Genomic DNA, 26535 nt, shown 5'->3' on the forward strand with positions numbered 1-26535 from the left:
TGTGGACGCGTTGCAGATACTGTCAAATTTGACAGCGGGGTAGATCAAGTTCGGATTAAAACAAGAGGGGTTATTTCAAAAGGGCAATCCACTGTAGGAGCGAGCTTGCTCGCGAAAAGCCTGTGGGCGCCGTGGTCTTTCAGGTTTTCCGCGTTATCGTTGACGACCTTCGCGAACAAGCTCGCTCCTACAGGAATTAGAGTGAGGCCAACTGGCCTTGATACAACACCGGCCCCGTCGGTTGTCCGGTTGGCGAGCCACCCTGAGGCTCAAGACTCACCGCCAGGGTCAACGGTGCCGTCAGCAGCGCCTGGTGTTCTTTGCTCAACTGGATCCGGCCTTTACCCGACACCGGCAACAACCCCAGGGAGATGGGTTTGCCGCCCGCCGGGATTGCCCACAGTTCCAGCGCGCGGGTCGGCTCCACCGCCGCCAGGGTCAGCGGTTCCACCTGCAGATGATCGGCATACGCCTGAATCTTCAGCGCAGGCTGTTGATTGGCCGCCACCAGCGTAGCGTTGTACTCCACCCCGAGGTCGCGCTGGTACAACACTCCCACCAACACCGCGATCACTACGCCGCATGCCGCTACCAGCAACCGCAGGTTCATCCAGAATGGCCTCTTCGCCGGCATATGCAGCACTTGCGGCTCAATCCGGGCTTTGATCCCTTCCCACACATGATCCGGCACTGGTCGTTCAGGTAACGGCCCGGTGAGGCTGTGGAGGGCATCCTGCCAGTGTCCCAGCTCGACGCGCAGGGCGGCATCGTCCAACAGTAGCGCTTCAAAACGTCGACGGGCGGTGGCGGGCATCAACCCGATGGCGTAATCCGCCGCGAGGGCGCGGCGCAGGGACGTGGTCTGGTAGTTCATGATTCAAGGCACCTGCGCAAGCGCTCCATGCCGCGGCGAATCCAGGATTTGACCGAGCCCAGGGGCGCGGCCAGGTGGTCGGCCAACTCCGAGCAGGACAAGCCCTGGAAGTAAGCCACGGTGATCGATTGACGCTGCATGCCTTCTAGGCTGTCGAGGCAGCGGTTCAGGGCGTGGGCTTCGCGCTCGCTGTCGAGCAATTCATGGGCGCTGGGGCTTTCGTCGGCCATGGCGTCTTGCTGGCCGTCGCTCAAGGGCTGTTCGCGGTGTTTGCGCAACTGATCGATCGCCAGGTTGCGGGTGATGTTAATCATCCAGGTCAAGGGCGCCGACAGATGGGCCTCATAGCGCGAGGCGTTGAACCAGATGCGCACGAAGCTCTCCTGTAACACTTCCTCGGCCAAGTCCTGGCGGCCCATGAAACGCAGGGCAATACCGTGCAAACGCGGGGAAACACTGCGGTAGAGCGTTTCGAACGCCTGGCGGTTACCCAGGGAGCACTGGGCCAGCAATTGCCGTAGCTGATCTGCATCGTGGGTCGAAATAGGGCTTCTCCAGGCACGTGCAACAGGGCGATGGGACGGCAGACGGTAAAGACGGCAGGCTGAGGTTAGTCCAGCTTGGGCATTCATTCCATCAACCTCCGTGCGGTTCGTGATGGATATACGCAGCGCAGGGCGGTTCGGATGCAGTGGTTTTCTGAACTAATCTGTGAGGTGGGAACAATCTTTCGTAACACCCAGTCAAACTCCTGCTTTTAGCGCTTACTTTCAGAGGTTGTCTTGATGAAGATTTCACGCGGTTTTGCCCTGTCCTGCCTGTTGACCGTGGCGGCCAGCCCGGTGTTTGCGGCAGGTTTCAGCCTCGGCGATGTAGCCAATGCCGTTTCGGGCGCACAGGGTGGCGACAAGGCAGCAGCGGCTGCGCCGACCTCACAGACCGCCGGCTTGCTGGGCGCCCTGACCTCGCAATTGAACGTGACGCCGGAGCAGGCTGTCGGCGGTACCGGCGCAATGCTGGGCCTGGCCAAGAATAAATTGGGCGGCGGTGATTACTCGCAACTGACCAAAAGCGTACCGGGCCTGGACAAGCTCTCCGGCAGCAACTCCCTGGGCAGCCTCGGCGCCCTGAGCGGCATGCTCGGCCAGAGCGGCGGCAGCAAGACCTCGGGTCTGGATGGCGTATTGGGTAACGTGAAGAACACCAACGACCTGAACACCGCGTTCAGCGCACTGGGCATGGACAGTGGGATGGTTGGCCAGTTTGCGCCGGTTATCCTGAAATACCTGGGCGGCCAAGGCGCCAGCGAGTCGGTGCTGGGCAAACTGGCTTCGGCCTGGGGCACTGGCGGCTAAGACCGCTCCGCGCGCAGTTGGGCGATGCGCGCATCCTTCTCCATCCAGAGCTGGTTGACCCAGTTCTGGACGGTCTGGCGAAACACCGGATCGTTCTCGTAATCCCCCTGCCACAACGCCGGATCCAGTTCACGGGTGCGGATATCCACGATCACCTTCGGCACTGCGCCACTGATCAAGTCCCAGAAGCCCGGAATGTTTTCCTGTGGATAAACCACGGTGACGTCGAGCACCGCATCCAACTGTTCACCCAACGCCGCGAGCACGAACGCCACGCCTCCCGCCTTGGGCTTGAGCAGGCGCTCGAAGGGTGAATCCTGCTGTTTGCGCTTGGCCGGGGTGAACCGCGTGCCTTCCAGGTAATTCACCACCGTGACCGGCTGGCGCTTGAACAGCTCGCAGGCCTCCTTGGTGATTTTCAGGTCCTGCCCTGCCAGCTCAGGGTGCTTGGCCAGGAACGCCTTGGTGTAGCGCTTCATGAACGGGTAATCCAGTGCCCACCACGCCAGGCCCAGGAAGGGTACCCAGATCAGTTCCTTTTTCAGGAAGAACTTGAAGAACGGCGTGCGTCGGTTGAGGGCCTGGATCAAAGCGGGGATGTCGACCCAGGATTGGTGGTTGCTGATCACCAGATAAGACGTGTCACCACGCAGGTCCTCGCCACCGCGAATATCCCATTGGGTGGGGATGCACAAGGCGAAGATCAGCTTGTCGATCTCGGCCCAGGTTTCGGCGATCCACATGACGGCCCAGGAGGCGTAGTCGCGAAAGCGGCCGGGCGCCACCAGCTTGAGCAGGGCGAACACCATCAGCGGCCCGAACAGCACCAAGGTGTTGAGCAATAGCAGCAATGTGACGAAACAGCCGGTGAGCAGGCGGCGCATAAGTAACTCTTGGAATCATTTTGGCCCGCCATGATAAGCAGCTTGGGTCTAGAGGCCAAATCGCAAATAAGCTTACGAATGTTTCACAGCGGGCTGGGTATGCTCTGTGATCTAACTAAGCGGCGATTTTGCAGTCTAGAATTGGCCCATCTATTTCAAGGAACCTCCTACGTGAAATCCATCCTTGCCCTACTAGCGCTTGTGGCCTTGCCTGTCATGGCCGCCGAGCCGACCCTTTACGGTCGCTACGAATACATTCAACTGCCGGAAATCGGCGAGACCTTCAAGGCCAAGATGGACACCGGCGCGCTGACCGCCTCGCTGTCGGCCCGGGACATCGAGACCTTCACCCGTGATGGTGACGACTGGGTGCGCTTCCGCCTCGGCGGCAAGGACGCCAGCAACAAGGTGTACGAGCACAAGGTCTCGCGCATCAGCAAAATCAAAAGCCGCGCCGACGAAGATGACGACAAGGACGAAGCCACGGTGGCCAAGCGCCCGGTGATCGACCTGGAAATGTGCCTGGGCAACGTCAAGCGTACCGTCGAGGTCAACCTCACGGACCGCAGCAGCTTCAACTACCCGCTGCTGATCGGCGCCAAGGCCCTGCGTGAATTCGGCGCTGCGGTAAACCCGGCTCGCCGTTACACTGCGGACAAACCGGACTGCTGACGGACCACCATGCCGCATATCCTGATTGTCGAAGACGAAGCGGCCATCGCCGATACGCTGATTTTCGCCCTGCAAGGCGAAGGCTTCACCACCACTTGGCTGAGCCTCGGCCAGGCGGCGCTGACCCATCAGCGGCAGACACCGGCGGACCTGATCATCCTCGACATCGGCCTGCCGGATATCACCGGCTTTGAAACCTGCAAGCAGCTGCGGCGCTTCAGCGAAGTGCCGGTGATGTTCCTCAGTGCCCGGGACGGCGAGATCGACCGCGTGGTGGGCCTGGAGATCGGTGCTGACGACTATGTGGTCAAGCCGTTCAGCCCGCGTGAAGTGGCGGCGCGGGTACGGGCGATCCTCAAGCGGGTTGGCCCCGGTGTGGCTCCGGCGGTGTTCCAGGTGGACCTGGAGCGCATGCAGATCAGTTATCGCGGCCAGCCTCTTAACCTTACGCGCCATGAATTTCGCCTGCTGCAAAGCCTGTTGGAGCAACCCGAGCGGGTGTTCAGCCGCGAGCAACTGCTGGATGCGGTGGGCGTGGCGGCCGATGCAGGGTACGAGCGCAACATCGACAGCCATATCAAAAGCGTTCGCAGCAAATTGCGTACGGTGGCGCCCGAGTCTGAGCCGATCCAGACCCATCGCGGCCTTGGCTACAGCTACAGCCCGGGCAACAGCTGATGCGCCTGGGGATCCGGTTCTTCCTGGTGTATGCGCTGTTTATTGGCCTGACCGGCTACTTTGTACTCAGCACCGTGATGAAGGAAATCCGCCCCGGTGTGCGCCAGTCCACCGAGGAAACCCTGGTGGACACCGCCAACCTGCTGGCGGAAATCCTGCGCGAGGATGTGAAGAACGGCACCCTCGGCCAGAGCCACTGGCCCGAACTGCTCAAGGCCTACGGCGAGCGTCAGCCCGGCGCGAATATCTGGGGCCTGCCGAAAAACCAGGTCAACCACCGCATCTACGTCACCGACGCCAAGGGCATCGTATTGCTGGATTCCACCGGCGAGGCAGTGGGCGAGGACTATTCGAAGTGGAACGACGTGTACCTGACCCTGCGCGGCGAATACGGCGCCCGTTCGACCCGCAGCGAACTGGATGACCCGGCCTCGTCGGTGATGCACGTCGGCGCGCCGATTCGCGATAACGGGCAGATCATCGGCGTGGTCACCGTGGCCAAGCCCAACAGCTCGCTGCAGCCGTATGTGGACCGCACCGAAGACCGGCTGCTGTGGTACGGCGCCGGGCTGGTGGGCCTGGGCTTGCTGTTCGGTGCGCTGCTGTCGTGGTGGTTGAGTGTCGCGCTGCGCCGGCTCACGGCGTATGCCCAAGCGGTGAGTGAAGGCCGGCGTGCCGAGTTGCCGCACTATCGCGGCGGTGAGCTGGAGCAGTTGTCCACCGCCGTGGAACACATGCGCACCCAGCTGGAAGGCAAGGCGTACGTCGAGCGTTATGTGCACACCCTGACCCACGAGCTGAAAAGTCCATTGGCGGCGATTCGCGGGGCGGCGGAGCTGTTGCAGGGCGACATGTCCCGGGATCAGCAGCAGCGTTTCGTGGGCAATATCGACAGCGAAAGTGCGCGCTTGCAGCAATTGATCGAACGCCTGCTGAACCTGGCGCAGGTGGAGCAGCGCCAGGGCCTTGAAGACCAGAGCAGCCTGTCGCTGGCAGCGTTGGTAGACGAAGTACTCAAGGCTCAATGCGCGCGCATCGAAGGCGCCGGGTTGCAGGTCCAGCAGGCGATTGCTGCGGATGTACAGGTGTACGGCGAGCCGTTCCTGCTGCGTCAGGCCCTGGGGAATCTGCTGGAAAACGCCCTGGATTTCACCCCGCCCGGTGGCACCTTGCGGTTCAGCGCCAAGGCTGTGAATGACGGCGTCGAATTCACCCTGTTCAACCAGGCCGAGCCGATTCCCGAATACGCCTTGCCGCGCCTCAGTGAGCGCTTCTATTCCCTGCCGCGCCCGGCCAGCGGGCGCAAGAGCACCGGCCTTGGGCTGAATTTTGTCGAAGAGGTGATGAAGCTGCACGGCGGCTCACTGCAGATCGGCAACGTGCCCGGCGGCGTGCAGGTAAAACTGCATCTCCACACAGTCTCCACATTCCCTTCATAAATCCCCCTTAAGCGCCCGCCAGACTCTCCCCCATCAAAACAGGGAGAGCTTCATGAACCGCAATCTGCTTTTCAAACTGGGCGCCATCGCGCTGCTGATCGTGCTGTTGTTGATTCCGTTGCTGATGATCCACGGGGTGATTACCGACCGTCAGCAATTGCGCGACGACGTCTTGCAGGATATCGCCCGCAGTTCCAGCTACAGCCAGCGCCTCAATGGCCCGGTGCTGGTGGTGCCTTATCGCAAGACTGTCCGGGAGTGGAAGCTCAATGAAAAGCTCAACGAACGCTACGAAGAAACCCGTGAGGTGCGCGGTCATCTGTATTTCCTGCCGGAGCAATTTGCCCTCGACGGGCAGGTGCAAACCGAAGTGCGCGCCCGGGGCATTTACCAAGCGCGGTTGTTCCACGCTGACAGCCGGATCAGTGGGCGGTTTGTATTGCCGGAGCAATTGGGCATCAAGGAACACTTTGCCGATTACCGCTTTGACCCGGCGTATCTGGCGGTGGGTATCAGCGACATTCGTGGCATCGAAAATGCGTTGAAGCTGGAGTTGGGCAGCCAGCAACTGGCGTTTTCGCCGGGCACTCAAGTGGCGTGGCTGGGGGAGGGTGTGCACGTGATGCTGCCCGAGCAGGACAGCCAGAAGCCGGCACCCTTTGACTTCGCCTTTGACCTGCGCCTGCAAGGCACCGAGCAACTGCAAGTGGTGCCGGTGGGCAAGACCAGCCAGGTCAAGCTGGCGTCCAACTGGCCGCACCCGAGCTTTATCGGCAACTTCCTGCCGACCCAGCGCGAGGTCACCGCACAAGGCTTCAGCGCCCATTGGCAGACCACATTTTTCTCCACCAATTTGGAAGAAGCACTCAGCAGTTGCCTGGCCGAGCGCGGCTGTGACGACTTCAACAGCCGCAGCTTTGGCGTGAGCTTTATCGACCCGGTGGATCAGTACCTCAAGAGTGACCGGGCGATCAAATATGCGCTGTTGTTTATCGCCCTGACGTTTGCCGGTTTCTTCCTGTTCGAGGTGCTCAAGAGCCTGGCGGTGCACCCGATCCAGTACGCGCTGGTGGGGTTTGCCCTGGCGTTTTTCTACCTGCTGTTGTTGTCGTTGTCCGAGCACATCGGGTTTGGTCCGGCGTACCTGATATCGGCGGCGGCCTGTGTGATGTTGATCGGGTTTTATGTCTGCCATGTACTGCGCAGCGTCGCCCATGGCCTGGGGTTTTCGGCAGCGTTGGCGGCGTTGTATGGCTTGCTGTACGGGTTGCTGAGTGCCGAGGATTACGCGTTGCTGATGGGCTCGTTGCTGCTGTTCGGGTTGCTGGGCACGGTGATGGTGCTGACCCGCAAGCTGGATTGGTATGGCGTGGGCAAGCGCAAGGAGGTGGGTGATGAGTAGGTCGTTGGGGTTGCGGGAAGATCAGCAGGTAGGAGCAACGTTGATGATGCGGATCAACGCACTGTTTCCCGAAGCCCGGGAGCTTTTTGTGGCGAGGGAGCTTGCTGTGGTGAGGGAGCTTGCTCCCGCTGAAGTGCGAAGCGCTCCCAGGATTTTTGGGGCCGCTGCGCAGCCCAGCGGGAGCAAGCTCCCTCGCCACAGAGGAACCCTTGCAGCAGGTTAAGCCGGTGGCTGGGTCTGGAGCATCGACGGCCGCTGACTCACTTCGGCATACCACGCCGCCAGCTTCGGATGGCTCGACCGCCACTGCATGCCCGGGTGGCGGAAGTCCAGGTAAGCCAACGCACACGCCACGCTGATCGCGGCCACGTCAAACGGCCCGGCCAGTTCGGCGATGGCGTCCTGTTCCAGCATGTCGAGGGCGCGACGGATCTTGTCGCGTTGGCCTTCCAGCCACAGGTCCCAGTGTTTCTCCTCGGGGCGCATGGCGGTTTCATAGCGCACCAGCACGGCGGCATCCATGATGCCGTCGGCGGTGGAGGCCAGGGTCAGGCGCCGCCAACGGGCCGGGCCGTTCCGGGGGATCAGCGGGCTCCCGGTATGTTGATAGTCGAAGTAATCGAGGATCACCCGGCTGTCATGCAATACGTTGCCATCGGCCAGGCGCAGGGCGGGGATCTTGCCCAGCGGGTTGTCCTGGATCACCTCCGCGTCAGGCTTGACCGGTGTCGGCACGCAGGCGTGCAAGGTCACGCGATCCAGTTGGCCGGTCTCGTGCAACAGCACCCGTACTTTGCGAACAAACGGCGAGGCAGGGTTGTGGAACAACGTCATGCTGGAGGTGGACATGGGCATTCCTCGGAAAAGGGCAGCGCTAATCTATCTCAACGCTTGAACAACGCCCAGCTACCAATTACAGCCGGAATGCCCAGCCCCACCCAGCTCAACGAGTCCCACAACCCATCCCCCAGCAACGCCGCAAACAACCCGGCGGCACTCAGCAGCCCGATGGCCAGCGGGATGCCGAACACCTTCCAGAAATTCGACTGCCGTGGCTTCATGACTTGGCCGCCTTGCGCCGCACCAGCCACAAGTACACGCCACTGCCCAGAACGATAATGGTCAGCACATCCAGCACCGCCCAGAGAATCTTCATCGGCATGCCGCCGTAGTCACCGAAGTGCAGCGGTTGGGACATGCCCATGGCGTCCATGTACCACGGCCGTTCGGCAATGGCGGTGACCTGCAGGTTGCTGGCGTCGATCAACACCGGTGTCAGCAGGTGCGAGGTCAGGTGCGTGCTGCCTTTCATGAACACCGCGTAGTGATGCTCGCTGGAAAAGCGCGTGCCGGGGAACGCGATAAAGTCCGGCTCCATGCCCGGCGCGGCCTTGGCGGCGATCGTCAGCAGGTCGGTGGCGGGGGCGCGCAAGGTCAGCGGGGGGGCGTCTTTGTAGGGTTCGATCATCGCGCTGAGGCTGTCGGTACGCCAGGCAGCGATGATCAGATCGGCGCAGGCGCTGATCACGCCGGTCACGCCCACCACCAGCGCCCAGGTCAGGGTGACTACGCCGATCAGGTTGTGCAGGTCGAGCCAACGCAGGCGGGTGGATTTGTCCTGGCGCACCGTGGCGAACTTCAGCCGGCGCATGAACGGCAGGTACAACACCGTGCCGGAGATGATCGCCAACACGAACAGAATGCCCATGAACGCCAGCAGCAACTTGCCCGGCAGCCCGGCGAACATATCGACGTGCAGGCGCAGCAGGAACATCGTCAGCCCACCGTTGGCCGACGGCGTTTCCACGGCTTCACCGGTGCGGGCGTCGAGCATGAAGGTGTGGGAGGAATTGGGTTCGGTCCCGGCGGTGGCGGCCATGATCGCGATCACGCCGTTCTTGTCGTCCTCGTCCCAGGCCAGGTATTGCATGGCTTCGCCGGGGCGATGGGCCTGGGCCTTGGCAACAAGTTGTTCGAGGTTCAACTGCGGAGTGTCGGCGGGCATGTGTGCCAGTTCGGGTTCGTTGCCCAGCAGGTGATCGATCTCGTGGTGGAAGATCAACGGCAGGCCGGTGAGGGCGAGCAGCAGCAGGAACACGGTGCAGACGAGGCTGGTCCAAGTGTGGATGAAGGACCAGCGGCGGATGGTTTTGCTTTTCATTTTCTAGCCTTCAGACACACCGAAGCCGCCCACGGGGGCGGCCTGGTTGTTAGCTCAGTCGATTACCACTGGTAGGTGGCACTGGCGACTACGCTGCGTTGGTCGCCGTAGTAGCAGTAGGAAGCATCACAGGTGGAAATGTAGTCCTTGTCGAACAGGTTGGTGGCGTTCAGTTTCAGCGATGCACCTTTGAGACTGTTGTCCAGGCGGCCGAGGTCGTAATGCACGGAGGCATCGAACACGGTGTAGGCATTGGCCTTACCCAGCCAGGTGTTGCCCTGGTCGCCATAGGTGTTGCCGGTGTAGCGGGCACCCGCGCCAATGCCGAAACCGTCGAGTACACCGGCGTGCCAGGTGTAGTCGGTCCACAGGGACGCTTGCTGGTTCGGCATCAGTTGCAGGCGGTTGCCTTTGTATTGGCCTTTTTGAACTTCGGATTTGGCCAAGGTGTACGCAGCAATGACCTTGAGGTTCTCGGTCACGTCAGATACGGCTTCCAGTTCCAGTCCCTTGACCTTCACTTCGCCGGTCTGGTTGGTGATCGACTGGCCACCGGCACCGAAGCTGGTAACGAGCACGTTCTTTTGGGTCAGGTCGTAGACGGCCGCACTCAGCAGGGTATTTGAGCCGGGCGGCTGGTACTTGACCCCCAGTTCCCATTGCTTGCCTTCGGTGGGTTTGTACGACTCGGTCGGTGAGACGCTGGCGTTACTCGCTGGCTGGAACGATTCGGCGTAGGAAAGGTACGGAACGAAGCCCGAGTCGAACACATAGCTCAGCGCGGCGTTGCCACTGAAATTCTTGCTGCGATCGGTATTGGTTGCATCGTTTTTGTTGAAGTACGTGGTGCCTTGGTGCACCCAGTCTTCACGGCCGCCCAAGGTCAGGCGCCACTTATCCAGAGCCATCTGGTCTTGGGCGTACAGGCCGGTCTGGATGGTTTTCTGGTTGTAGTCGTAATAGGCCGTGGAGCGCGCCGGGCGCACCACCGGCGTGGTGTTGACCGGGTTATAGAGGTTGACCGTTCCGCCGTCACCGAAGATCGACAGGTACGAGGTGTCGGTGCGCTGGTGATCAAGGCCGAGCAGCACGGTGTGGGTGATGTCACCGGTGGCGAAGTCAGCCTGGAAATTGTTGTCGACCGCGAACTGGCCGATGTTCTCGTCCACGTTGGTCGACGAACGGCTGGTATTGCCCTCGGCATCAATCGTCGAGTAACCGTAGGAACCCACGGTCAGTTGCTGGAAAGCCAGCTCCGACTTGGTGTAGCGCAGGTTCTGCTTGAACTGCCAGGTGTCGTTGAAGCGATGCTCAAAGGCATAGCCCAGTGCGTAGTAGGTGCGGTCGTAATACTCGTAGTCCGGGTCACCCAAATTTTTGTGATGGGACACCTCGCCCAATGGCGAGTGGATCTTGGTGCCGACAATCGGCAGGAACTGGCTGGTGGCGCCCGTATCGTCACGAGTGAACTGCGACAGGAAAGTCAGCTTGGTATCGGTGTCAATATTCCAGGTCAGGCTGGGGGCGATGTTGTAGCGCTTGTTGTCGATGTGATCGACCTGAGTGCCGGCATCGCGCACCACGCCGCTGAGGCCGTAGAGAAACTGGCCTTCATCATCGATCTTGCCGGTGCTGGCGAAGTTAATCTGGCGGTAGTTGTCGCTGCCGTATTGCACCTGAATGGCATTGCTCGATTCAGCGCTGGGACGTCGGCTGACCATATCCAGCAGGCCGCCTGGCGGGGTCTGGCCGTAGACGGATGAAGCCGGCCCACGCAGCAGCGTGAGGCGGTCGAGGTTCCAGGTTTCCGCTTTCGGGTTGGCGTACACGCCGCGTGGCAGCGGCAGGCCATCGAGGAATTGGGTGGGCTCGAAACCACGAACACGCATCCAGTCGTAGCGGGTGTCACTGCCGTAGCTGGCGGACACGATGCCGGGCATGTACTTGACGGCGTCATCCAGGTTCTGGACGTTGCGGTCCTGCATTTGCTGGCGAGTGGCGACGGAAATCGAACGCGGGGCCTCGACCAGTGCGGTATCGGTCTTGGTGCCGGCAGCGGTGCGAGACGCCAGGTAGCCATTCACCGGCCCCCACGCACTTTCCGCATCCGCCTGCCCGGTAATACTGGTCTCCGGCAACGCCACAACCCCCTCCGGAATCGCTACCAGGCTGAAGGTGCCTGCACTGCTTTGCTCCAGTTGCAGCCCGGTCCCACGCAGCGCTTCACGCAACGCGCCCTGCGCATCGAATTGGCCTTTCACCGGTGCGGAAGTCTTGCCCGCCGCCAAGCCCGGGTTCAGCGTCAACGCCAAACCGGCTTGGCTGGCGATCTGGTTCAGGGTCGTGGCCAGCGGCGCTGCCGGCAGGTTGTAGGCGCGCACGCTGGAGGCCTGTTCGGCGGCGATCAGCTGGGTGCTGGCCAGCGGGGCGCTGAGGGCGATGGCCACGGCTAACAGGCTGGGGCGCAATAGGGTGTCTAGCGTGCGGGACATACGGCGGCTCCTGAATGGAAATATTTCTCAATTGCCTATGTGCCGAGCGAGATGCAAAAAGTGATAGGGCCGAATGAAAATAATTTCTATTAGTGGGTGAGTGCTGTTTTTGAGGGCCTCATCGCAGGCAAGCCAGCTCCCACAGGGGAACGCATTCCACCTGTGGGAGCTGGCTTGCCTGCGATGACAATGGCCTATGCACCACAGGAGCCTACGGCTTGGGCGCCACCGTCACCCACCACGGCGTGTGTTGTTGAATCTGCACCGGCAAGGTCGGCAGCAGTGCATTCAGCGCCAGGTTGGTGTCGTGCAGCGGGAAGCTGCCGGTGATCCGCAGGTCGGCCACGTGTTTATCCACACCCAGGTACCCGGTGCGATAGCGGCTCAGTTCCTCAACCACGTCGCCGAGGCGCGCGTTGTCTACCACCAGCATGCCGCGTGTCCAGGCGTCGGTGCCGGGGCTGATAGCCAGCATCGGGCCGAGGCCGTCGCGGCGCATCAGGACTTGCTGACCTTCCTTGAAGATCTGCTCCTGATGCAGCGCTTCAGGCTGCGCGCCGACGGCAGACTGCAACACGCTGAGGCGCGTGCCGTCGTCTTCGCGCTTGACGATAAACCGCGTACCCAAGGCGCGCAGGCTGCCTTCGCGAGTTTCGACAAAAAACGGGCGGGCGTCGTTGTGGCCGGTCTCGATGAGGATTTCGCCCTCCTGCAACACGATCAGCCGGCGTTTTTCGTCGAAGCGCACGTCGATGGCGCTGTGGGTATTGAGGTTGATCACCGTGCCGTCCGCCAGCTTCAGGGTGCGCTGTTCGCCGGTGGCGGTGCGCTGGTCGGCCAGCCAATAGTTGAGCGGCACGTAGCGCTGGCCGGCGAAGAGCACCAGGCCGCATACCAGCACCACACTGGCCAGGCCGCTGCCGAGCTTGCGCACGCGCTTGCGAATGCCTTCGCGCGATTGCAGCAACGCCGCACGGGCCGGGCCTGAGGCCACACTGAAACGCTGATCGAGCATGCCCAGTTGGCGCCAGGCCCGGGCGTGTTCTTCGTTGCTGGCCAGCCATTTGGCGAACTCTTCCTGTTCCACGGCGCTGCCGTCGCCCGAATCGAGGGACAGTTGCCAGGCAATGGCGGCGTCAAGCACCCGTGCCGAGACCGGCTTGGAACTGACCGGGCTCACAGCGGCTCGCCATACAGGGCGATGTAGCACTGGCGAATGCCTTGAGCCAGGTATTGCCGTACCCGAGGCACGGAAACCCCAAGACGCTGGGCGATTTCGGCGTGGCCCATGCCATCGAGGCGGTTATAGAGGAAGGCCGCGCGGGCTTTGCTCGAGAGTTTGCCCAGCAGGCGGTCGATGGCCTTGAGGTCTTCGAGGATCAATTGCTGTTCTTCCGGGGACGGGTGTTCGCTTTCCGGGATCAGCATCAGCTCGGTGAGATAAGCCTGTTCCAGCGCGGCGCGGCGGAAGTAGTCGAACAGCAGACCCTTGGCGATGGCCACCAGAAATGCCCGCGGCTCGCGGGGCTCACGCAGTTCTTCACGGCCCAGCAGGCGCATGAAGGTGTCCTGGCTCAGGTCTTCGGCACGGCTGGGGCAGGCCACATTGCGTCGCAGCCACGCCAACAGCCAGCTGCGATGGTCGCGGTATAACGCGCCAACAAGCTCACTGTGGGGACTTTGGATGGACGACAAGGCGACACCGATCGGGAAGTTTAAACTAACGAGAATTATTCGCGATTGTGGCAGAGGTGTAAGGCGGGTGCAATTGGCGTTGGTCGGGCGGCGGCGTAATGATATCTATCATGATGATGCCGCTTGCTGTGGCGAGGGAGCTTGCTCCCGCTCGCTGCGCAGCAGTCGTAATCCAGGCAGTGCATTTTATTCAGTTGGAAATGGGTTGGCTGATTTTGGGTGCGCTTCGCACCCCGGCGGGAGCGAGCTCCCTCGCCACACTTAGAATGAGGGCGCTTGCTTGCGGCGTTTCCATTGGCCCAGGCGCTGTTGTAACGCGTGCGGGCTGTCGATCTGTTGCTGCCGTGCGCGGCTGAACAAAATCAACATCAACTCCGCCGTCGCCAACGCGTCCGCACTGGCGTGATGGCGCTCGCCCACTTGCAGCTTGAAATGCGTGATCCAGTCATCCAGCCCCGCTTCGCGGATGTTGGCATCAGGGCACAGCAGCGGGGCGATGTCGGCCACGTCCAGGAACGGGTGGTTCAATCGATAGCCCAGGCTGTCCTTGAGCGCCCGGCACAGCATGTGTTGATCGAAGGGCGCATGAAACGCCAGCAGCGGACTGTCGCCGACAAACTCCATGAAGTCCATCAGCGCTTCAGCCGGATCACTGCCCGCCGCGATGGCACTGGGCCCCAGGCCGTGGATCAGCACACTGGGGCTGAGCTTGGTCTCGGCCCGTTGCAGGGTGCGTTCGAACAGCTGGGAGAAGTCCACAGCACCGTCTTCGATCACCACCGCGCCGATGGAAAGCACTTGGTCACGATTGAGGTTCAGGCCGCTGGTTTCGAGGTCCACCACTACCCAGCGCTGGTCTCGCAGCGAACCGTCCCCTAGCTCCCGTGGCTTGGGCAATTGCTCAACCCGCTGCTGTTGCGCTGCGTCCAGGCCAGGTTTGGGTTTGCGCAGCCAGCCAAACAAGCTCACAGCTGATACCGCAAGGTCAGACTGCTTTGCAGGCGTTGGGCCTGGCGCAGGGATTCACGCAGGATGCGCCGGTCCAGGTGGTTGAGGCTGTCGGGGTCGACACGGTTGGAATAGGGCAGGTTCTCGCGGGTTTGCAGTTGGTGCTGCTGCATGCGGGTTTGTTGAATGAAGTGGTAGGCCTCTTCATAGGCCGCACCGTCGAGACGTTCGATGACTTCCTTGGCCACCAGCTGGCGCAAGCGCTCCAGGGTGTTGATGGCGCTGATCCCGTTGGCCAATGCCAGCAGGCGAGCACCGTCGACAAAGGGCGTGAGGCCTTGCACCTTGAGGTCGAGTGTCGCCTTGTCGGCGCCTTTTCGCGTCAGCACGAAATCCCGGAAACGCCCCACCGGTGGGCGCTGGCGCAATGCGTTTTCGGCCAGCATGCGTTGGAACAAACGATTGTCCGCCACCTGGTCGAGAATGCCCTGACGCAATTGCTCGCACCCTTGCTCATCGCCCCAGACCACCCGCAAATCAAAATAGATGCTCGAACCCAGCAGGTTCTCCGGCGTTGCCTCGCGAATAAACCCGGCAAAACGCCGCGCCCATTCGGCTCGGGACAGGCACAGCTCAGGGTTGCCGGCCATGATATTGCCCTTGCACAGGGTGAAGCCGCACAGCGCCAGGCTCTGGTTGATCTGCTGTGCCAGGGGCAGCAGGCGGCCACGAATCTCGGCGGCTTCGGCGGCGTCCCTGGCTTCGAACAGAATGCCGTTGTCCTGGTCGGTATACAGCGTCTGCTCGCGGCGGCCTTCGCTGCCGAAACACAACCAACTGAACGGCACGCCGGGGTCGCCCTTGTCAGCCAAGGTCAACTCGATGACGCGGCACACCGTGTGGTCATTGAGCAAGGTGATGATGTGGGTGATCTGCGTGGACGAAGCACCGTGGGCCAGCATGCGTTCCACCAGCTGGCCGATTTCGCCACGGATCGCCACCAGGTTTTCGACCCTGGGCGCATTGCGAATGGTGCGCGCCAAGTGCACCAGGTCCACCCGTTGCAGGGAAAACAGATCGCGCTCGGACACCACGCCACACAGGCGCTGATCCTTGACCAGGCACACGTGGGCAATATGCCGTTCGGTCATCGCGATCGCAGCGTCGAAGGCGCTGTGGTCCGGGGTGAGAAAGAACGGCGCCTGGGTCATATGGCGCTCGATGCCCTGGCTGAAATCGCTGGTGCCGTCGGCCACCACCTGGCGCAGGTCCCGCAGGGTGAAAATCCCCAGGGGCGCCTTGTGCTCGTCGACGATCACGATGCTGCCCACTTGCTGCTCGTGCATTTGCGTGACCGCTTCACGCAGCGGCGTCAGCGGGCTGCAGGTCACCGGGTGACGCATGGCCAATTCGCCCAGGCGGGTGTTCAGCGAGTACTGCGTGCCGAGGGTTTCCACGGCCTTTTGCTGGACTTGCTGGTTGACCTGGTCCAGCAGGCTGCTCACCCCGCGCAAGGCGAAGTCGCGGAAGGCGCTGGAAAGGGCGAACAGCTTGATAAAGGCCGGCTTGTTCAGTTGCAGGCAGAAGGTGTCTTCGGCGGCTTTGTGCTCGGTGCGGGTCGCCCGTTCTCCCAGCAAGGCCGCCAGCGGAAAACATTCACCGGTGGTGATTTCAAAGGTGGTTTCGGCTGAATCCGGCCGCTCGCCGACCACGCGGCCCTGCTTGACGATATAGAAGTGTTCCACCGGCCCGCCAGAGGGCTTGAGGATGCTCTCGCCGGGGGCGTAGAAGCGCAATTGGCACTGCTCTACCAGAAACCCCAGGTGGGTGTTCTCCATCTGGTTGAACGGCGGGAAGCGTTGCAGGAATTGCAGGGTGCCGTGGATGTTCTGCAACACAGCGGTTTTCCCCGCTTGTGTGAAAGCATCAGCTTTACTCATACCTATGACCGCAGTTTTTTTGTCGTTATCGTTCCCCATGGTCGACTCCTGCGCTGCGGGTGCCCATTGGACGTAAGTCTAGGTAGCGATTCGCCCTCACTGACTAGGGAAAAACCTTACATGAATATCGTCCAAACCCCGTAGAACGCCCACTAGGCAAACTTTCCGACGAAGTGCACATTGTTCGCCCTTCCGGCGATGTCTGACTTCTGTGCTGGGAGATTGTTTAGAACTGCCGAGAAACGTATGTCCGACCACGATATTTTGAGTGACGCCGAGCGCGAGGCCCTGAGCGCGGTTATGCAGGAGCCTGATTTACCGCCACAACGGGTTTTGATCGTGGATGACGACAAGGACGCGCGCGAACTGTTGGCAGAAATTCTTGGCTTGGACGGTATTCGTTGCATGACCGCCGACAGCGGTGAGGCGGCATGGGACTTGTTGAGCTCCAGCAGCTCCATTGGCTTACTGATCACTGACCTGCGCATGGCACCGAGCAACGGGTTGCAATTGATTCGCCAGGTACGCGAATCCACCCGGGCGGCGCTGCCGATCATCATCATGTCGGGGGACGCTGAAGCGCCCGACGTTATTGATGCGATGCATTTGAGCGTGGTGGATTTTTTGCTCAAGCCCATTGATAGCGTGAAGCTGGCGAAGATGGTGAAGCGGGAGTTGGGAATAGCCCCGTCGCCAGGCAGTGACGAGCCCCACAAGGTGTATCGTCCTGCCCCGCATCGTCCCCATACGCCTCAGAAACACTCAATCAGTAAGAAAAAATAGCTTTTAGCACACACAAAAAAGCCCTGATCTTTCGATCAGGGCTTTTTCGTTTCTAGCACTTACTCACAGACCATTCTTGGCCTTGAACTCCCGACGCCGGCGGTGCAACACCGGCTCGGTGTAACCGTTCGGCTGCTTGGTCCCTTCAATCACCAACTCCACCGCCGCCTGGAACGCGATGTTGCTGTCGAAATCCGGAGCCAGCGGGCGATACAGCGCATCCCCGGCGTTCTGACGGTCCACCACCGGCGCCATGCGCTTGAGGCTTTCCATCACCTGGGCTTCATTGACGATGCCATGGCGCAACCAGTTGGCAATATGCTGGCTGGAGATACGCAGGGTGGCGCGGTCTTCCATCAGACCGACGTCGTTGATGTCCGGCACTTTCGAGCAACCTACGCCCTGGTCGATCCAACGCACCACGTAACCGAGGATGCCCTGGGCGTTGTTGTCCAGTTCGTTGCGGATTTCTTCGTCGGACCAATCGGTATTCTGGGCCAGAGGAATGGTCAGGATATCGTCGACCGACGCGCGTTCGCGCTTGGCCAGCTCAGCCTGGCGGGCGAATACGTCAACCTTGTGGTAGTGCAGCGCGTGCAGCGCAGCCGCCGTTGGCGAAGGAACCCATGCCGTGTTGGCGCCGGCCAGCGGGTGAGCAATTTTCTGCTCGAGCATGGCGGCCATCAGGTCGGGCATGGCCCACATGCCTTTACCGATTTGTGCGCGGCCTTGCAGGCCGGTGCTCAAGCCGATATCGACGTTCCAGTTTTCGTAGGCGCCGATCCATTTCTCAGCCTTCATGGCGGCCTTGCGCACCATCGCGCCCGCCTCCATGGAGGTGTGGATTTCATCGCCGGTACGGTCGAGGAAGCCGGTGTTGATAAACACCACGCGCTCGCTGGCCGCCTTGATGCAGGCCTTGAGGTTGACCGTGGTGCGGCGCTCCTCGTCCATGATCCCGACTTTGAGGGTGTTGCGTGGCAGGTTCAGCACGTCTTCGATGCGGCCGAACAGCTCGTTGGTGAACGCGGCTTCTTCTGGGCCATGCATCTTCGGCTTAACGATGTACACCGAACCGGTGCGGCTGTTCTTGCGGCTGGTGTTGCCGTTGAGGCTGTGGATCGCCGCCAGGCTGGTGAGCAGGCCGTCGAGAATGCCTTCCGGCACTTCGTTGCCGTCTTTGTCGAGGATGGCGTCGATGGTCATCAAGTGGCCAACGTTGCGCACGAACAGCAGCGAACGACCGTGCAGGGTCACTTCCTTGCCGTCGGCACCGGTGTAGACGCGGTCGGCGTTCATGGTGCGGGTGAAAGTCTTGCCACCCTTGGCGACTTCTTCCGACAGGTCGCCCTTCATCAGGCCGAGCCAGTTGCGGTAGATCACCACCTTGTCATCGGCATCGACGGCAGCGACGGAGTCTTCGCAGTCCATGATGGTGGTCAGGGCGGCTTCCATCAGCACGTCTTTCACGCCGGCGGCGTCGGTCTGGCCGACCGGGGTGCTGGCGTCGATCTGGATTTCGAAGTGCAGGCCATTGTGCTTGAGCAGGACGGCAGTCGGCTTGGCAGCGTCGCCCTGGTAGCCGATCAGTTGCGCATCGCTGCGCAGGCCGCTGTTGCTGCCGCCCTTGAGGCTGACCACCAGCTTGCCGTCGACGATCTTGTAGCCAGTGGAGTCCACGTGGCTGCCGGCAGCCAATGGCGCGGCTTCGTCAAGGAAAGCGCGGGCGAAGGCGATGACCTTGTCGCCACGCACCTTGTTGTAGCCTTTGCCCTTTTCGGCGCCGTCGGCTTCGCTGATGGCGTCGGTGCCATACAGCGCGTCATACAGGGAGCCCCAGCGCGCATTCGAAGCGTTGAGGGCGAAACGGGCGTTCATCACCGGCACTACCAGCTGCGGGCCGGCCATGTGGGCAATTTCTTCGTCGACGTTTTGGGTCGAGGCCTGGAAATCCGCAGCTTCTGGCAGCAGGTATCCGATATCTTGAAGGAAGGCTTTGTAGGCCACCGCGTCGTGGGCCTGGCCGGCGTGGGCCTGGTGCCAGGTGTCGATCCGCGCTTGAAAATCGTCGCGTTTGGCGAGTAGGGCTTTGTTCTTCGGCGCCAGGTCGTGGATGACCTTGTCGGCACCGGCCCAGAACTGGTCGGCGGTAATGCCGGTACCAGGAATGGCTTCGTTGTTCACGAAGTCGAACAGGACTTTGGCGACCTGCAGGCCACCGACTTGAACGTGTTCAGTCATTGCTTGCCTCACTCTGCGGAGCTTATGCGCTTTTCAGCTTTTCAATTTACCAATGAAGCCTCTGGCCATGTAAACCGCGAACATGCCGCACCAGTACATGCCGTTGAAGGCGGCTGGGCGGGCTGCGTCGCGGTGCGTGGTTGCCTTGGCAGACATCGACCTAACGTTATGTAGTGCGCGATTGGGCATACTACATGATGAGTTGCGGTTGTGAAAATTAGACTAAATACGTCGTTTAGCGACCCACTTTGGTCGTACGGTCACAGTGGGGTACGGGATGTTCTCAAAAAACTATTGGATTGTTCCAGATAAATATAAAAATGGTACACGATTTGTTTTCGCGGGCGCCTGCGTCCACCTTGTAGGAGCGAGCTTGCTCGCGAAGATCGTTAACGATAACGCGGGATGCCTGACACCCAACGGTGCTCTCACGTTCTTCGCGAGCAAGCTCGCTCCTAAAGAATCATAAGAAGAGGACCACACCATGGACCATCTCGTACTGACTGTCATCGCCCCGGACAAACCCGGCGTGGTCGAACGCATCGCCCAATGCATCGCGTCCCATGGCGGCAACTGGCTGGAAAGCCGCATGGCGCATATGGCTGGGCAGTTTGCCGGGATCTTGCGGGTGAGCGTGCCGGCGGAAAATCGTCTGGATTTGATTGGGGCGCTGGAAGACTTGTCCACCCATGGCATTCGCGTGCTGCAGGGCGAAAGCAGTTCGGTCGCCGCCAGTGAGTCGCAACCGATCGCGATGGCGTTGGTGGGCAATGACCGGCCGGGGATTGTTCGCGACATCACCGCGCTGCTCAGCAAGCAGGGCGTCAACCTGGAGCGCTTGATCACCGACGTGCGACCGGCACCGATGAGCAGCGACCTGCTGTTCCACGCCGAAGCCTTGTTGGCGGTGCCGTTGACGCTGCCACTGGAGATCTTGCAGGCGGCATTGGAAACCCTGGCAGACGACCTGATGGTGGAACTGGAGCTGCGCAGCGAGGAATAGTTGCCCACAAGGTTATGCATGGAAATCTTGCATGGGCCTGTGGATAACCTGTAGAGCCCCGCGTCCAGCCCAGGCGGGCCGCGGCTCTTCGCCGGCTGAGCAAAAAACGAGCAGTTTCAAGGGCTTGTGCACAAACGCCGGGGATCAGGCTGTGGATAACCTTGGGGTGAATGCCTGCAAGCCACGCCGGCTGTAGCTTGCAGGAGCCTGTACGTTATTTGATCAGTTTTTCCGCACGGTCAGCCAGGCGTCGAGGCTGTAAACCACCAGGCCGGCCCAGATAAAGCAGAAAGCGATCAACGTGGCCGGCGCCAGATGTTCATTGAACAGCAGCACCGCTTCCAGCAGCACCAGTGTCGGCGCAACGTATTGCAGGAAGCCCAGGGCGGTGTAGGGCAAATGCCGCGCGGCGGCGTTGAAACACACCAGCGGGATCAGTGTCACCGGGCCAGCGGCCACCAGCCACCACGCTTCGGAGGTGCCCCAGAATTCCATCTGTGCACTGTGGGCAGACGGGTTGAACAGTAGCCAAGCAATGGCAATCGGCACCAGCATCCAGGTTTCCACCACCAGCCCGGGCAATGCCTTGACCGGCGCCTGCTTGCGAATCAAACCGTAGAAACCAAAGGTGGCTGCCAGTACCAGGGACACCCACGGCAAGCTGCCGACCTGCCACACCTGTTGCGCCACGCCCACTGCTGCCAGGCCCACGGCCACCCATTGCAGGCGGCGCAGGCGCTCGCCCAGGATCACCATGCCCAGCAGCACGTTCACCAGCGGGTTGATGTAGTAACCGAGACTGGCCTCGAGCATGCGGCCACTGTTCACCGACCACACATAGGTCAGCCAGTTGGCCGCGATCAAGGTGCCGCTGAGGGCCAGGATTGCCAGGCGCTTGGGGTTGTCCCGCAGTTCTCGGAGCCAGCCCGGGTGTTTCCAGACCATCAGCAGCAAACTGCCGAACAGTGCCGACCACAGCACACGGTTGACGATGATTTCTGCGGCGGGAACGCTGGCGATGGCTTTGAAGTAGATCGGGAACAGGCCCCAGATGACGTAGGCACTCAGGCCCAATATGTATCCGCGACGGGGGTTGGCGGCTTGCATGCAGAATCCTTGCTTAGGCAGCTAACAAAGCCGCGATTGTAAGGATATTTGTCAGGGGATGTGTGTTGAAAGTGTAGGGCCCAAGGTCAGGGCCCAGACGGTAGTGATCAGAACAGCTTCAACGGTTCTTCGTTGAGCGCCGACAACTGCTCGCGCAACGCCAGCACCTGGTCGCCCCAGTAACGTTCGCTGCCGAACCACGGGAAGCTATGGGGGAACGCCGGGTCGTCCCAGCGCCGCGCGAGCCAGGCGCTGTAGTGCATCAGGCGCAGGGCGCGCAGCGGTTCGATCAGGGCCAGTTCGCGTGGGTCGAAGTCGTGGAATTCCTGGTAGCCGTCCATCAATTCCGACAGCTGCCCCAGGCATTCCTGGCGGTCACCGGCGAGCATCATCCACAGGTCCTGAACGGCAGGGCCCATGCGGCAGTCATCGAGGTCGACGATGTGGAACATCTCGTCGCGGCACATCATGTTGCCGGGGTGGCAATCGCCGTGCATGCGGATGTTCTTGTGGGGCGTGGCCTTGTAGACCTCTTCCACACGCTTGAGCAGGTCGCGGGCCACGGACTCGTAGGCTGGCAGCAGGCTGCGAGGAATGAAGTTGCCTTCCAGCAGGGTGTTCAGGGAGTCGTGACCGAAATTTTTCACGCCCAGGGCTTCGCGGTGTTCGAAGGGGCGGGTGGAACCGACCGCGTGCAGGCGCCCGAGCAGTTGGCCCAGGCGATACAACTGATCGAGGTTGCCCGGCTCCGGCGCGCGGCCACCCCGGCGCGGGAACAGGGTGAAGCGGAAGCCGGCGTGTTCGAACAGGCTTTCGCCGTTGTGAATCATCGGCGCCACCACCGGCACGTCGCACTCGGCCAGTTCGAAGGTGAAGCTGTGTTCTTCGAGGATCGCTTCGTTGGTCCAGCGCTGTGGCCGGTAGAACTTGGCGATCAAGGGCTCGGAGTCTTCGATGCCGACCTGGTAGACACGGTTTTCGTAGCTGTTGAGCGCGAGGATGCGGGCGTCGCTGAGGAAACCGGTGCTTTCGACAGCGTCGAGCACCAGGTCAGGGGTCAGTGTTTCAAACGGGTGTGCCATGCGAACTCCTGCGCGCAGCAGGGCGCCGCGTCCGGCCGGGTATGGTAACGCACCCAGGGTTGGATAGGTGGTGACTGTTCTGATGCCTTCGCGAGCAAGCCCGCTCCCACATTTGACCGCATTCCAAAGCCGGGACTCGGTTTAATGTGGGAGCGGGCTTGCTCGCGAAGAGGCCTTATCAGGCGCCGACGATCCCGCCATCATCCCGACGAATCGCCATCACCGACGACCGTGGCTTGCCATTCGGCAGGTGCTCCGGCCAGGTCGAACCACCGGTTTCCCCCGGATGCTGAATCCCCACAAACAGGGTTTTCTGGTCCGGCGAGAAGCTGATCCCGGTCACTTCACACGCCACCGGCCCCACCATGAACCGCCGAATCTCTCCGGTCGACGGGTCGGCACACAGCATCTGGTTATTACCCATCCCGGCAAAGTCGCCGCCGTTGCTGTAGTCGCCATCGGTCAGGATCCACAACCGCCCGGCCTTGTCGAAACCCAGCCCATCCGGGCTGTTGAACATGTTCTGCGGGTTGATGTTGGACGAGCCGCCCTTGGGCGTTCCGGCATGCACCGCCGGGTTGCCGGCCACCACAAACAGGTCCCAGCTGAAATCCGGCGCGCCATGGTCGTTGGCGTTGGCCTTCCAGCGAAGGATCTGCCCGTAGACGTTTTTCTCCCGGGGGTTCGGGCCGCCGACCGGCTGGCCGTCTTCGCCGCGCTTGGCGTTGTTGGTCAGGGTGCAATACACCTGGCCGTCAGTGGGGCTGACCACGATCCATTCCGGGCGGTCCATGCGGGTGGCTTTCACCACGCTGGCGGCCAGGCGTGCGTGGATCAGCACTTCGGCCTGGCTGGCAAAACCGCTGTTGGCGTCGATGCCGTTCTTGCCGTGGGTCAGTTCGACCCATTGGCCCTGGCCCTTGGGATGGTCGGCATTGCCGTCGCCTGCGTCGAAAATCGCCACATACAAGGTGCCGTGGTCCAGCAGGTCTTTGTTGGCCTTGGGGTTCTTGTGATTGATCTTGTCGCGGCTGATGAACTTGTAGATGAACTCGCCGCGTTCGTCGTCGCCCATGTACACCACGGCGCGGCCGTCGCGGGTTTCCGCCAGGGCGGCGTTTTCGTGCTTGAAGCGACCCAGGGCGGTGCGTTTGACCGGTGTGGATTGCGGGTCGAACGGGTCGATTTCCACCACCCAGCCATGGCGGTTGAGTTCGTTGGGGTTCTTGGCCATGTCGAAGCGCGGGTCGTGGGGGTGCCAGTTGATGTCTTTGCTGGCGGCCACCACGCCGTAGCGTTTCTGCCCGGCGTCGAAGGTTTGTTGCGGGTTGCTGCTGCCGAAGCAATCGGTGAAGTTCTCTTCGCAGGTCAGGTAGGTGCCCCACGGGGTCTTGCCGTTGGCGCAATTCTGGAAGGTGCCGAGGACTTTTTTGCCGGTTTTGTCGGCGCTGGTTTTCAGCCAGGCATGGCCCGCTGCGGGGCCACCGAAGCGGATCGGCGAGTTGCCGTGGATGCGCCGGTTGTAGCGCGAGTCCTGGACGAACTGCCAGGTGTCGCCTTTGCGCCGCACTTCGATCACCGACACCCCTTCGCTGGCCAGCGCCTTGCGCACGTCTTCCGCCGATTGCGGCGCGCCGCCGTGGGCGTAGAGGTAGCGATAGTTGGTGTATTCGTTGTTGATCGCCATCAGCGCGCGGTTGTCGTCACCGGGGAAAGCAAACAGGCTCATGCCGTCGTTGTTGTCGCCGAACTGTTGTTCCTGGGCCTTGGCGGTGCCGTTGCCGCTGGGGTCGAAGGCCGGCGCGTTTTTGTGCAGTGGCTGGCCCCAGCTGATCAGTACCGAGGCGCTGTAGCCGGGCGGCAGGGTGATGGTGTCGCTGGTGGCTGCGGCGATGCTGGTGAAACCCAGCAATGGGCTGTTCGACGCGGCGTTGACCGCCAGGGCACTGCGGGTCAGCAGGTTGCCGCCGAGGAACATCGCGGCACCGCACAGGGCGCCGGCACCGATAAAACGCCGGCGGGTGAGGCCGACCATCTGTTCCAGATCGGTGGCTTGGTTTTCTTCTAATAGGCTCATTTCAGGCTCCCTGCGGGTTTTTGCAGACACCTTAAGGAGCGGTCGTGACGAAATTGTTGCAGTTTGAAGCGTTACACCGGGGTGCCCAGCAGCACGTTGCTGGGGGAGAACTGCACCTTCACCTGCACGCCTTCGGCGGCACTGATCTGCGCAAGTGCGTCGGGCCGGGCCAGGGCACACAAAACCTGGCCATTGGGCAGAGTGATACGGACCTCGCTGGGGCCGTCTTCGGCGTCGAGAATCGCCTCGATTTTTCCTTCCAAGCAATTGTGTCCTGGTGTTGCTGACTGCGAGACGGCCAGCACTTCCAGCCAGCCAGCCTTGATCAGGGCCACCACTTCGGTGCCGATCTCCAGCTCCAGATGCAAGGTGCTGTCGTGGGTGATCTGTGCATCCAGGCTCAGCCCGCCGGCCAGTTCCAGGCGAATCAGGTCGTTGCGGCCATGGCTGTCGATGGCCATGACCTTGCCGTGCAACTGGTTGCGCGCGCTGGTGCGCAGCATCAGGCGGCCCAACAGGTTGAAGTCGCTGGCGTCTTCGGCGGAATCCAGCACCTGGGCTTGCAGCACTTGCAGACGCTGGTAGAGGCGCAACACCCGTTCGCCTTCCTCCGTCAGCTTGGCGCCGCCACCGCCCTTGCCGCCGACACTGCGTTCCACCAAGGGCTTTTGCGCCAGGTTGTTCAACTCGTCGATGGCGTCCCACGCTGCCTTGTAGCTCAAGCCCGCACTCTTTGCCGCGCGGGTGATGGAGCCCTGCTCGGCAATGTGTTGCAGCAGCGCAATGCGCTGGGGGCGACGGACGATGTGTTGGCTCAAGAGGGTAGGCAGGGACATGGGGACACGCTTCGATGGAATGGGCAGACGTTGCGGGCAGGGCGTCTGAGAGTCAAGTCATGTGCCGGGCTTGGGCGTGCGTGCCAGGCAATACACATCCACCTGTCGGGCGCCGGCGTCCGTCAATAGGCTGGCCAGGCTGTTGGCGGTGGCGCCGGTAGTCAGTACGTCATCGATCAGCGCCAGGTGCCGGCCGTTGACTTGCGCACCGTCCGCCAAGGCAAAGGCCTGGAGCAGGTTGCGCTGGCGGGTCCTGGCGTCCAGGTCCTGTTGCGCCACCGTTTCATGAGGCCGTAACAGCAGGTGCTCATCGTAGGGGATATTCAGGTCCTTGCTCAGCCAGCGCGCGAGCATGGCTGACTGGTTGTAACCCCGTTCCCGCAGGCGTTTGCGAGCCAAGGGCACGGGTAGCAGGCAGTCGGGGCGCGTCAGCTGCGCATCGTCATAACGGTGTTGCAGAAACTGCCCCAGCAGGTGCGCGAGCAAATGGCCCAGCGGCCATCGGGCCTGATGCTTGAAGCGGCTGATCAAGCTGTCGATGGGAAAGCTGTAGATCCAGGGGGCAACCACCTGTTTAAACGCCGGTGGTCGCTTCAGACATTGGCCACACACCAGGCCTGACATGGGCAATGGCAGCGCGCACACTTCGCATTGATCCATCAACCAAGGCAGTTCGGTTTCGCAGGTGTTGCAGATGGAATGGGCCGTTTCGCTGCTTTCATCACAGATCAAACAGATTTGGTTGCTTTTTAACCAGATGTAAACCTCGTGTTTCTTCTCAAGTTGACAGTGCATGAATCTTCCTTAAATATGCCGAGCATCCGTGTCGTGCCTGTGGGTATTACTGTCCGCAGGGCTTGCCAAAG

The 26535-nt window shown here is 61.4% G+C and carries 23 protein-coding genes and 2 pseudogenes; 7 read left to right on the plus strand and 18 right to left on the minus strand.

Annotation, left to right across the window (positions count from 1 at the left end; genetic code table 11):
- Window positions 1–83: 83 nt before the first annotated feature.
- The 3 genes and pseudogenes from BLU46_RS33435 to BLU46_RS18775 form a co-directional block, all read right to left on the minus strand.
- Window positions 84–197 (minus strand): annotated as a pseudogene (locus tag BLU46_RS33435) (outer membrane lipoprotein carrier protein LolA); the annotation flags it as partial.
- Window positions 197–874, minus strand: coding sequence for an anti-sigma factor (locus BLU46_RS18770; protein WP_093204282.1), 678 nt, complete (start codon window positions 872–874; stop codon window positions 197–199). The gene BLU46_RS18770 and the pseudogene BLU46_RS33435, both read right to left, overlap by 1 nt.
- Window positions 871–1506 (minus strand): sigma-70 family RNA polymerase sigma factor, encoded by a 636-nt coding sequence (locus tag BLU46_RS18775; protein ID WP_063026668.1) that lies wholly within the window; start codon window positions 1504–1506, stop codon window positions 871–873. The genes BLU46_RS18770 and BLU46_RS18775 overlap by 4 nt, the downstream gene beginning before the upstream one ends.
- A gap of 153 nt (window positions 1507–1659) precedes the next feature.
- Here BLU46_RS18775 and BLU46_RS18780 point away from each other — a divergent pair, with 153 nt between their 5' ends.
- Window positions 1660–2229, plus strand: coding sequence for a DUF2780 domain-containing protein (locus tag BLU46_RS18780; protein WP_017476413.1), 570 nt, complete (start codon window positions 1660–1662; stop codon window positions 2227–2229).
- Here BLU46_RS18780 and BLU46_RS18785 read toward each other — a convergent pair.
- A complete protein-coding gene (locus tag BLU46_RS18785; protein WP_063026670.1) occupies window positions 2226–3113 on the minus strand; it encodes an acyltransferase in 888 nt (295 codons plus the stop codon). The two genes, BLU46_RS18780 and BLU46_RS18785, sit on opposite strands and share 4 nt — an antisense overlap.
- A 171-nt stretch (window positions 3114–3284) precedes the next feature.
- On the opposite strand from BLU46_RS18785, the gene rloA2 reads away from it, so the two are divergent.
- Genes rloA2 through creD form a run of 4 tightly spaced genes read left to right on the plus strand, consistent with a single transcriptional unit; the run spans window position 3285 to window position 7304 of the window.
- Window positions 3285–3785: a retropepsin-like aspartic peptidase RloA2 gene (gene rloA2 / locus BLU46_RS18790; protein WP_063026672.1), complete on the plus strand. Its 501-nt coding sequence runs from the start codon at window positions 3285–3287 to the stop codon at window positions 3783–3785.
- Between the two features lie 9 nt (window positions 3786–3794).
- Complete coding sequence (gene creB / locus BLU46_RS18795) at window positions 3795–4463, plus strand: two-component system response regulator CreB (protein ID WP_063026674.1); 669 nt, start codon at window positions 3795–3797, stop codon at window positions 4461–4463.
- Window positions 4463–5902 carry a two-component system sensor histidine kinase CreC gene (gene creC / locus BLU46_RS18800; RefSeq protein ID WP_063026676.1) on the plus strand — a complete coding sequence of 480 codons (1440 nt, stop codon included), beginning with the start codon at window positions 4463–4465 and terminating at the stop codon, window positions 5900–5902. The genes creB and creC overlap by 1 nt, the downstream gene beginning before the upstream one ends.
- A gap of 52 nt (window positions 5903–5954) precedes the next feature.
- Window positions 5955–7304, plus strand: a complete 1350-nt coding sequence (creD, locus tag BLU46_RS18805; protein WP_093204293.1) for a cell envelope integrity protein CreD — start codon at window positions 5955–5957, stop codon at window positions 7302–7304.
- 219 nt (window positions 7305–7523) lie between these two features.
- Here creD and BLU46_RS18815 read toward each other — a convergent pair whose 3' ends face one another.
- The 8 genes from BLU46_RS18815 to BLU46_RS18850 form a co-directional block, all read right to left on the minus strand.
- A complete protein-coding gene (locus tag BLU46_RS18815) occupies window positions 7524–8153 on the minus strand; it encodes a glutathione S-transferase (RefSeq protein ID WP_093204300.1) in 630 nt (209 codons plus the stop codon).
- Window positions 8154–8188: 35 nt separating this feature from the next.
- Window positions 8189–8365 (minus strand): hypothetical protein, encoded by a 177-nt coding sequence (locus BLU46_RS33065; RefSeq protein ID WP_017476405.1) that lies wholly within the window; start codon window positions 8363–8365, stop codon window positions 8189–8191.
- Window positions 8362–9465 (minus strand): PepSY-associated TM helix domain-containing protein, encoded by a 1104-nt coding sequence (locus tag BLU46_RS18825; protein WP_093204304.1) that lies wholly within the window; start codon window positions 9463–9465, stop codon window positions 8362–8364. Before BLU46_RS18825 ends, BLU46_RS33065 begins: the two co-directional genes overlap by 4 nt.
- Before the next feature lie 62 nt (window positions 9466–9527).
- Entirely contained in the window at window positions 9528–11957 is a 2430-nt protein-coding gene (locus BLU46_RS18830; RefSeq protein ID WP_093204309.1) for a TonB-dependent siderophore receptor, read from the minus strand.
- 211 nt (window positions 11958–12168) lie between these two features.
- Window positions 12169–13137 carry a FecR domain-containing protein gene (locus tag BLU46_RS18835; RefSeq protein WP_093204313.1) on the minus strand — a complete coding sequence of 323 codons (969 nt, stop codon included), beginning with the start codon at window positions 13135–13137 and terminating at the stop codon, window positions 12169–12171.
- A complete protein-coding gene (locus BLU46_RS18840; RefSeq protein ID WP_010167452.1) occupies window positions 13134–13652 on the minus strand; it encodes an RNA polymerase sigma factor in 519 nt (172 codons plus the stop codon). Before BLU46_RS18840 ends, BLU46_RS18835 begins: the two co-directional genes overlap by 4 nt.
- A 261-nt stretch (window positions 13653–13913) precedes the next feature.
- Window positions 13914–14621 carry a 3'-5' exonuclease gene (locus BLU46_RS18845; RefSeq protein ID WP_093204316.1) on the minus strand — a complete coding sequence of 236 codons (708 nt, stop codon included), beginning with the start codon at window positions 14619–14621 and terminating at the stop codon, window positions 13914–13916.
- Window positions 14618–16540: a putative nucleotidyltransferase substrate binding domain-containing protein gene (locus BLU46_RS18850; RefSeq protein WP_172834543.1), complete on the minus strand. Its 1923-nt coding sequence runs from the start codon at window positions 16538–16540 to the stop codon at window positions 14618–14620. The genes BLU46_RS18845 and BLU46_RS18850 overlap by 4 nt, the downstream gene beginning before the upstream one ends.
- A 246-nt stretch (window positions 16541–16786) precedes the next feature.
- Here BLU46_RS18850 and BLU46_RS18855 point away from each other — a divergent pair.
- Window positions 16787–17227 (plus strand): annotated as a pseudogene (locus tag BLU46_RS18855) (response regulator); the annotation flags it as partial.
- A 159-nt stretch (window positions 17228–17386) separates the two neighbouring features.
- Here the strand turns inward: BLU46_RS18855 and BLU46_RS18860 are convergent.
- A complete protein-coding gene (locus BLU46_RS18860) occupies window positions 17387–19564 on the minus strand; it encodes a malate synthase G (protein ID WP_093204325.1) in 2178 nt (725 codons plus the stop codon).
- A 484-nt stretch (window positions 19565–20048) separates the two neighbouring features.
- Between BLU46_RS18860 and BLU46_RS18870 the strand changes: the two genes are divergently transcribed.
- Window positions 20049–20567 carry a glycine cleavage system protein R gene (locus BLU46_RS18870; RefSeq protein WP_093204332.1) on the plus strand — a complete coding sequence of 173 codons (519 nt, stop codon included), beginning with the start codon at window positions 20049–20051 and terminating at the stop codon, window positions 20565–20567.
- A gap of 222 nt (window positions 20568–20789) precedes the next feature.
- On the opposite strand, the gene rarD is transcribed toward BLU46_RS18870, so the two are convergent.
- From rarD to BLU46_RS18895, 5 genes are all read right to left on the minus strand, one after another.
- Window positions 20790–21674, minus strand: a complete 885-nt coding sequence (gene rarD, locus BLU46_RS18875) for an EamA family transporter RarD (protein WP_063026696.1) — start codon at window positions 21672–21674, stop codon at window positions 20790–20792.
- Between the two features lie 107 nt (window positions 21675–21781).
- Window positions 21782–22756: a serine/threonine protein kinase gene (locus tag BLU46_RS18880; RefSeq protein ID WP_093204336.1), complete on the minus strand. Its 975-nt coding sequence runs from the start codon at window positions 22754–22756 to the stop codon at window positions 21782–21784.
- 178 nt (window positions 22757–22934) lie between these two features.
- The gene (locus tag BLU46_RS18885; protein ID WP_093204339.1) at window positions 22935–24833 is read right to left on the minus strand and encodes a PhoX family protein; all 1899 of its coding nucleotides are present in this window, start codon (window positions 24831–24833) and stop codon (window positions 22935–22937) included.
- A 71-nt stretch (window positions 24834–24904) separates the two neighbouring features.
- Complete coding sequence (locus tag BLU46_RS18890; RefSeq protein ID WP_093204342.1) at window positions 24905–25669, minus strand: TOBE domain-containing protein; 765 nt, start codon at window positions 25667–25669, stop codon at window positions 24905–24907.
- Window positions 25670–25726: 57 nt separating this feature from the next.
- Window positions 25727–26464 (minus strand): ComF family protein, encoded by a 738-nt coding sequence (locus BLU46_RS18895; RefSeq protein ID WP_093204345.1) that lies wholly within the window; start codon window positions 26462–26464, stop codon window positions 25727–25729.
- Between the last annotated feature and the right edge of the window lie 71 nt (window positions 26465–26535).

Source organism: Pseudomonas yamanorum, assembly GCF_900105735.1.
In the GTDB taxonomy this organism is placed as follows: Bacteria; Pseudomonadota; Gammaproteobacteria; order Pseudomonadales; family Pseudomonadaceae; genus Aquipseudomonas; species Aquipseudomonas yamanorum.